The sequence below is a fragment of the Lactobacillus mulieris genome (assembly GCF_007095465.1).
In the GTDB taxonomy this organism is placed as follows: domain Bacteria; phylum Bacillota; class Bacilli; order Lactobacillales; family Lactobacillaceae; genus Lactobacillus; species Lactobacillus mulieris.
On record NZ_SDGL01000023.1, the window covers coordinates 1 to 6,021 of the forward strand.

Annotated in this window: 5 protein-coding genes; all 5 read left to right on the forward strand. The window is 34.5% G+C overall.

The window, feature by feature from the left end:
* The first annotated feature begins 214 nt into the window (after nt 1-214).
* The 5 genes from ETI37_RS07510 (at nt 215) to ETI37_RS07530 (ending at nt 5,960) form a co-directional block, all read left to right on the forward strand.
* Entirely contained in the window at nt 215-1,675 is a 1,461-nt protein-coding gene (locus tag ETI37_RS07510; protein WP_167494287.1) for an amino acid permease, read from the forward strand.
* A 166-nt stretch (nt 1,676-1,841) separates the two neighbouring features.
* Nucleotides 1,842-2,258 carry a helix-turn-helix domain-containing protein gene (locus ETI37_RS07515; protein ID WP_006585769.1) on the forward strand — a complete coding sequence of 139 codons (417 nt, stop codon included), beginning with the start codon at nt 1,842-1,844 and terminating at the stop codon, nt 2,256-2,258.
* A gap of 74 nt (nt 2,259-2,332) precedes the next feature.
* Nucleotides 2,333-2,998, forward strand: coding sequence for a nitroreductase family protein (locus ETI37_RS07520; RefSeq protein ID WP_006585768.1), 666 nt, complete (start codon nt 2,333-2,335; stop codon nt 2,996-2,998).
* Nucleotides 2,999-3,080: 82 nt separating this feature from the next.
* A complete protein-coding gene (locus tag ETI37_RS07525) occupies nt 3,081-5,600 on the forward strand; it encodes an AAA family ATPase (RefSeq protein ID WP_006585767.1) in 2,520 nt (839 codons plus the stop codon).
* 75 nt (nt 5,601-5,675) lie between these two features.
* Nucleotides 5,676-5,960 (forward strand): hypothetical protein, encoded by a 285-nt coding sequence (locus ETI37_RS07530; protein ID WP_244285224.1) that lies wholly within the window; start codon nt 5,676-5,678, stop codon nt 5,958-5,960.
* Nucleotides 5,961-6,021 lie beyond the last annotated feature (61 nt).

Sequence of the window (6,021 nt, forward strand, 5' to 3'; positions counted from 1 at the left end):
AACTCCTTTTTCTAATGTTTTAAGAAATAAATTTAAGGAATTATTCATCCTTACACAAACTATTTTACAGTCTCATAATTTGAAATGTAAAAAGAATGACCTGTACTTTTTTATAATTTGACAAGCATTTCACAGACTTTTAGAAGAATACCTGCCAAGTATAAGTAAAGGGTGTAGATTATTTTTTGGGATTAATTTTAGGAAGTGAATGCATATGAAACAAGAAGTTAAAAATAAAGTGGGTCTTGGGGGCTTGACTGGTTTAATTGTTGGAGGAACTATTGGTTCAGGAATTTTTGCCTTGCCAGCCACATTGACTGCTGGAGCTAATCCAGAAGGAATTTTGATAGGTTGGACTATTGTGGCAATTGGGATGTTTTCTTTAGCTGGAGTATATCGTAATTTAACCCTACAACAACCCAAAATTGATGACGGAATACATGGTTGTTCAAAGAATCTGTTCGGTGATATGGGCGGGTTTATCGCCAATTATGGGCATGGAATTGGTGATGCAATTGGAAATGCATCGTATTTAACAGTTATTTTTTCAGCTCTGGGTGGTTTTAGTTTTTTGCAGATCTTTGGAAATGGTACTACATGGCCATCAATTATTGGTGCCTCTATTTTACTTTGGATAGTTACTGGATTAGTGTTGAAAGGAATCAAAACTTCAACAGTTATGAATAATATAACGACTATCGCCAAAGTTATTCCAATTGCAATGTTTATCATCTTAGCAATTCTCAACTTTTCGCCACATACTTTTCTAGCTCATTTTGCTTCAACTAATGTATTTGATGTGGCAACTAATCATTGGATGCATGTATCGATTTTTGACCAGTCCAAGTCTGTTTTATTGTCAGCTATGTGGACATTAATTGGGATTGAATCAGGAACTATTTTTGCTACAAGAGCTAAGAAATTGAGTGATGTTGCAAAAGCTACTAATCTCGGTGCGATGTTTGTAATAGTTCTTTTAGTTGGTACTTCTGTTTTGTCACTTGGTTTACTTGCGCCAAATCAAATTTCTAAACTTCACGATCCCTCTGTGGCTGGTTTAATGGAGAATATGGTAGGACCCTGGGGTGGCTGGTTGATTTATATTTGCTTGATTGTTTCTGTAGTTGGTGCCTTAATTGCATGGGTAAACCTATGTAGTGAGCAACTAAGAGTTGCTGGACGTGGCGGTTCAGGCTCTAAGTGGTTAGCAGAACTTAATGAAGCGGAGGCTCCAAAAAATGCGTTATTAGTAACTACTGGCCTAACTCAGGTATTAATGATTATCGCAGGGCTGTATTCAGCTGGATATGCGGTTTTACTCAAGTTCTCAACTTCGATGGCTATTGTGCCTTACTTTTTTGCCAGTCTATATGCCTTAAAGAGCGTTATTTGTGGAATCGGTTTTAAAGATTTGCCAACTTATAAACGAATTACATCAGCTATTTATGCAGTATTAGCAACAGCATTTACCTTGTTTATGATTTTTGGAGCTGGTTTGCGCTATCTTTTACTTGGAGCAATTATTTGGATGACTGGTTTTGGCTTTTTCTATCAAGGTAAAAAAGAAAAAGGACAAAGGCTAAGTAAAGTGGAATGGTTATGGTGGGGCGTTATAGCTGTTATGGCTCTAGCCGGTATTTTAGGACTTTTAACTGGAACATTGCAAATTAAATAAAGTACTTCGTAGTTGTAAAAAACTCTGCTAGACTATCTAGGAGAGTTTTTTTATTTCCTGGGAAATGGTAAAAGCAACTGAAAGTGGCGTGAATGTATACCATAATTGGTGGTGCGCAACTACCATGCGCAATATAATTTAGATATTAAATGACGGAGGAAAAATCATGGATCAAATTAATGAGCGTCTTAAAGAGATGCGACTTAATGCTGGTATGTCTCAAGAAGAACTTGCTAGCAAACTAAATGTATCACGTCAATCAGTATCTAAATGGGAAACTGGTGATTCATTACCAGATATTTTAAAGTTAAAGCAATTGAGTCAGCTTTATGATGTTTCAATTGATTATATTGTTGGTAATAAAAATTTTGATAAAAAAGAAGAAACACAGGAAACAAGTAAGCAAAATCTATTGAAAAAACAGAGAGCTAAGCGTGCTTTAAAGGGTATTTTATGGGGAACTGCATCTATGCTTGCAGCATTTGGAATGGAAGTTTTAAAGCAGGATAGTTGGGTAATAGCTATTTTTGCAGCTGTACCTCTACATTTCTTGATTAATTATTATATTGATAATAAAGGATAGAAGAACTCAAAATTGAGTTCTTTTTTTATTGAGTTTATAACTATAAGTATAAGTGAATTAGAAAGGAGAATATTATGACATCAAAGTCCAACCTAATAGAAGCAATTAATTTAAGACATACTGTGCGTAGATATAAGCCGACAGAAATTGATTTTGATAATCGAAAGTTTATTTTAGAAAGAGTTAATAAACTGAACAGTAGTTATAATTTGATGATGAGAGCAGTTTTTGACGATGATTCAGCTTTATCACTTCTTGGTAAATTTGTTTTAAGCAAAAATGCTCGAAATTTTATTGTCCTGGCTGGAAAAGATAATCAGCAAGAGCAATTAGGTTATTGTGCAGCAGATTTAATGTTATATATCCAAACTCTTGGCTTAAATAGCTGGTTTGTTGGTGGAACTTATAATCGCCAAAAATTAGAAAATAAGTATCATGAACCTGTCTGGGGAATAGTTGTCTTGGGGTATGGTCTAGATAGTGGCAAAAAACATGCCTGCAAAAGTTTGAATCAAGTTAGTGTAAGTGATAATGATGTGGAGTGGTACAAAAAAGGTGTGGTTGCCGCTTTAAAAGCACCAACTGCACTTAATAAACAGAACTTTAAATTTATTTTAGCTAATGGAGTAGTTGAGTTAGAAGTTAAGGAAAGTTCATATGCCAAGCTAGAACTAGGAATTTTACGTTACTTTTTTGAACTTGCAAGTGGGAAAAAGATAGAGAAAAAAATAATTGTCTAAGATGATAGTGTATATAGTAAAAAAAGAAAGACTCTTGAAGTTATATAATATAAATAGTTTTTTATAAAAAGAGTTGAAAATAATGAATGAGAATACAACTGTTGGACCGCAAGCTATTGAAGTGCGTGGTGCAAATATTAATAATTTGCAAAATATTGATATTGATATCCCATTACATAAATTTGTAGCAATTACTGGACCTTCTGGTGCCGGTAAAAGTTCACTAGCCATGGGTATTCTTTACGCTGAAGGCTCTCGTCGGTATCTTGAGGCGTTGTCGACCTACACTAGAAGGCGAATTACACAAGCTAAACAAGTAGGAGTTAAAGAAATTAAACATATTCCTTCTGCGATTGCGTTAAGACAACGGCCCTCAATTCCTAGTGAACGTTCAACAGTGGGCTCAATGACTGAAATTTATAATGTAATTCGTTTGATATTTTCTCGTCTTGGAAGTCCGGTTTGTCCCAATGGCCATAGAATTGCTCCAAGTTTGTCAATTTCCCAGGCAATGGATAATTCTGGTGAAAAAATGGGAAAAATCAATTGCCCGACTTGTGGAGTAGAATTTAGTGCTAAATCAGCAGAAGATTTCGCTTATAATTCTGCTGGTGCTTGTCCAAAATGTCATGGAACTGGACAAGTTCAAACTTTAGATCCTGAAAAAATTATTCCAGATGATAATAAGTCAATTAATGAAGGTGCAGTAGCTTCTTGGCGGTTGCCAGGACGCAATTTTATGAATACTGTTGCGGCTACTTTGGGTGTACGTTTAGATGTACCATTTAAGGATTTGACGCCAAAAGAAAAAAATATTGTTTTATACGGTAAAAAGAAAAAATATGCAGTTGATTTTCACACCTCAACAGGTCGTGTTTATAGTACTGATGGTACACTTTATGAAAATGCTTATGAAGCTGTTTATGCGTCACTTAAAACTGCTAAAACTGAACGAAGTTTAGTAAGGATTAATAAGTTCTTTAAGTTTTCAACTTGTCCGCTTTGTCATGGAAATCGATTAAATCCAGAGTTATTGAAACAAATAGTTGCTGGAAAAAATATTGCTCAAGTTGCTAATTTAACTTTGGGAGAATTGTCTAAATTTGAAAAAAAGACCTTAAATTGGCTTCCAGATAATGTGCAAGCTATGGCAAAAGTTATTTTTAAAGATTTAGATGATAATCTAGCTCCCTTGCTTGATTTAGGCTTAGATTATTTAACTTTAGCACGTAGTGGAAATACCCTCTCAACTGGCGAATTACAAAGAATCCAGTTAGCTCGGACTTTAAGAACTGAAACGACGGGGGTTTTATACGTTTTAGATGAACCAACTATTGGATTACATCCTGATAATGTTGCTGGTTTGATTAAAATTTTGCGTCGTTTAATTTCCCAAGGGAATTCATTAGTAGTTGTTGATCACGAGGTTAGTGTAATTGAAGCAGCAGATTGGGTAATTGAAATTGGCCCTCAAGCTGGAGAAAAAGGTGGGAAAGTTGTTGCCCAAGGCAAACCAGGTGAGTTAATAAATAATCCTAAGTCAATGATTGGAAAATATTTAGCTGGTAATGCCAAAATTACTAACTTAAAAAAGCAAAGTGTAAACTTGGCACACGCAACTCAACTAAGTGTAAGTAATTATTTTAATTTGCATGATATTACGATTGCAGTTCCTGATGAAAAATTAACTGCAATTACTGGTTTCTCAGGTGCTGGAAAGACAAGTCTGATTTTAGATAGTTTAGTACCAGCTATAAAAAATCCTCAACATTTACCTGCTCAGGTAACTAATATAACAACTTCTATTAAAACAGTAGTCAGTGTGGATGCTAAACCAGTTGGTAAAAATACTCGTTCTTGTGTTGCTACATATACTTCAATTATGGATAGCTTACGGCGTTTATTTGCCAGCTTGCCAGCCTCTAAAGCTGAAAATTTAAAAATGTCGGCTTTTTCGTACAATAATAAACAAGGGGCCTGTCCTACTTGCCAAGGATTAGGAAGTATTTCACTTGATTTGCAATATTTACCTGATATGGAGCAGGTATGTCCCACTTGTCATGGCCGACGTTTCGCTTCAAAAATTTTAAAAATTAAATGGCATAATTATTCAATTGCCGATATCCTCGAACTATCTGTAAATGATGCTATTAGTATTTTTGCACAAGAAAAAAAGATTTTACGAGAATTGGATTTGTTAAAACAAGTTGGATTGGGCTATTTACATTTAGGAGAAAGCACACCTGAATTATCCGGTGGTGAAGCACAACGATTGAAGTTAACTAAGCATTTACTAAAATCATGCAAGCAAACTTTATTTGTCTTTGATGAGCCTTCAATAGGCCTTCACCCTAGTGATGTTCAGATTTTATTAAAAGTGCTGCGTCATCTACAAGCTAAAGGTGCAACTATTATTATCATTACTCATGATTTAGATATTATGACTAATTGTGATTATTTGATTGATTTAGGACCGAAAGGTGGCATAAATGGTGGACAAGTAATGGCTACAGGTAATCCATTTGCCTTAGTTAATAGCCAGAAAAACAGCTTGACCTTACAGTATTTGCGACAACATTTCGTTAACTACCATCTAATCTGAGTGTCTAAACTGAAATATTAAGCTCTATTTGCTATAATTCAGGCAAGTAGAGCTTTTTTATATGGAGGAATAATGATGCAAAATAAACTGCCAAATGAAATAAAAAAAGTTTGGTTAGCTGAAAATATTTTAGAAGTTATTGGAACCATGATTGGATTTGGGATAGTTTACTTCGTTTTGATTACATTTGTTGCCAAAAACTTAGTTAACCTATTCCTTATGATTTGGGCAATTTTATTTGCATTGGTAATAGTTTTTGATATAGTTCAGATTTTGCTCATACCATATGTTTATAACTTTTGGACTTATCAAATTACTGGTGAATATGTGGTGCTACATAAAGGTTACGCGTGGTGCTAGTTAAATCTTTCTAGACAATAAGCCAAATTATAAGCTAAAATTGCAATTTCCAACCGGCTTT

What these genes read in the sequence shown, in the direction of transcription:
- ETI37_RS07510 (WP_167494287.1), top strand. Translation starts at nt 215, where the DNA reads ATGAAACAAGAAGTTAAAAATAAAGTGGGTCTTGGGGGCTTGACTGGT.
- ETI37_RS07515 (WP_006585769.1), top strand. Translation starts at nt 1,842, where the DNA reads ATGGATCAAATTAATGAGCGTCTTAAAGAGATGCGACTTAATGCTGGT.
- ETI37_RS07520 (WP_006585768.1), top strand. Translation starts at nt 2,333, where the DNA reads ATGACATCAAAGTCCAACCTAATAGAAGCAATTAATTTAAGACATACT.
- ETI37_RS07525 (WP_006585767.1), top strand. Translation starts at nt 3,081, where the DNA reads ATGAATGAGAATACAACTGTTGGACCGCAAGCTATTGAAGTGCGTGGT.
- ETI37_RS07530 (WP_244285224.1), top strand. Translation starts at nt 5,676, where the DNA reads ATGCAAAATAAACTGCCAAATGAAATAAAAAAAGTTTGGTTAGCTGAA.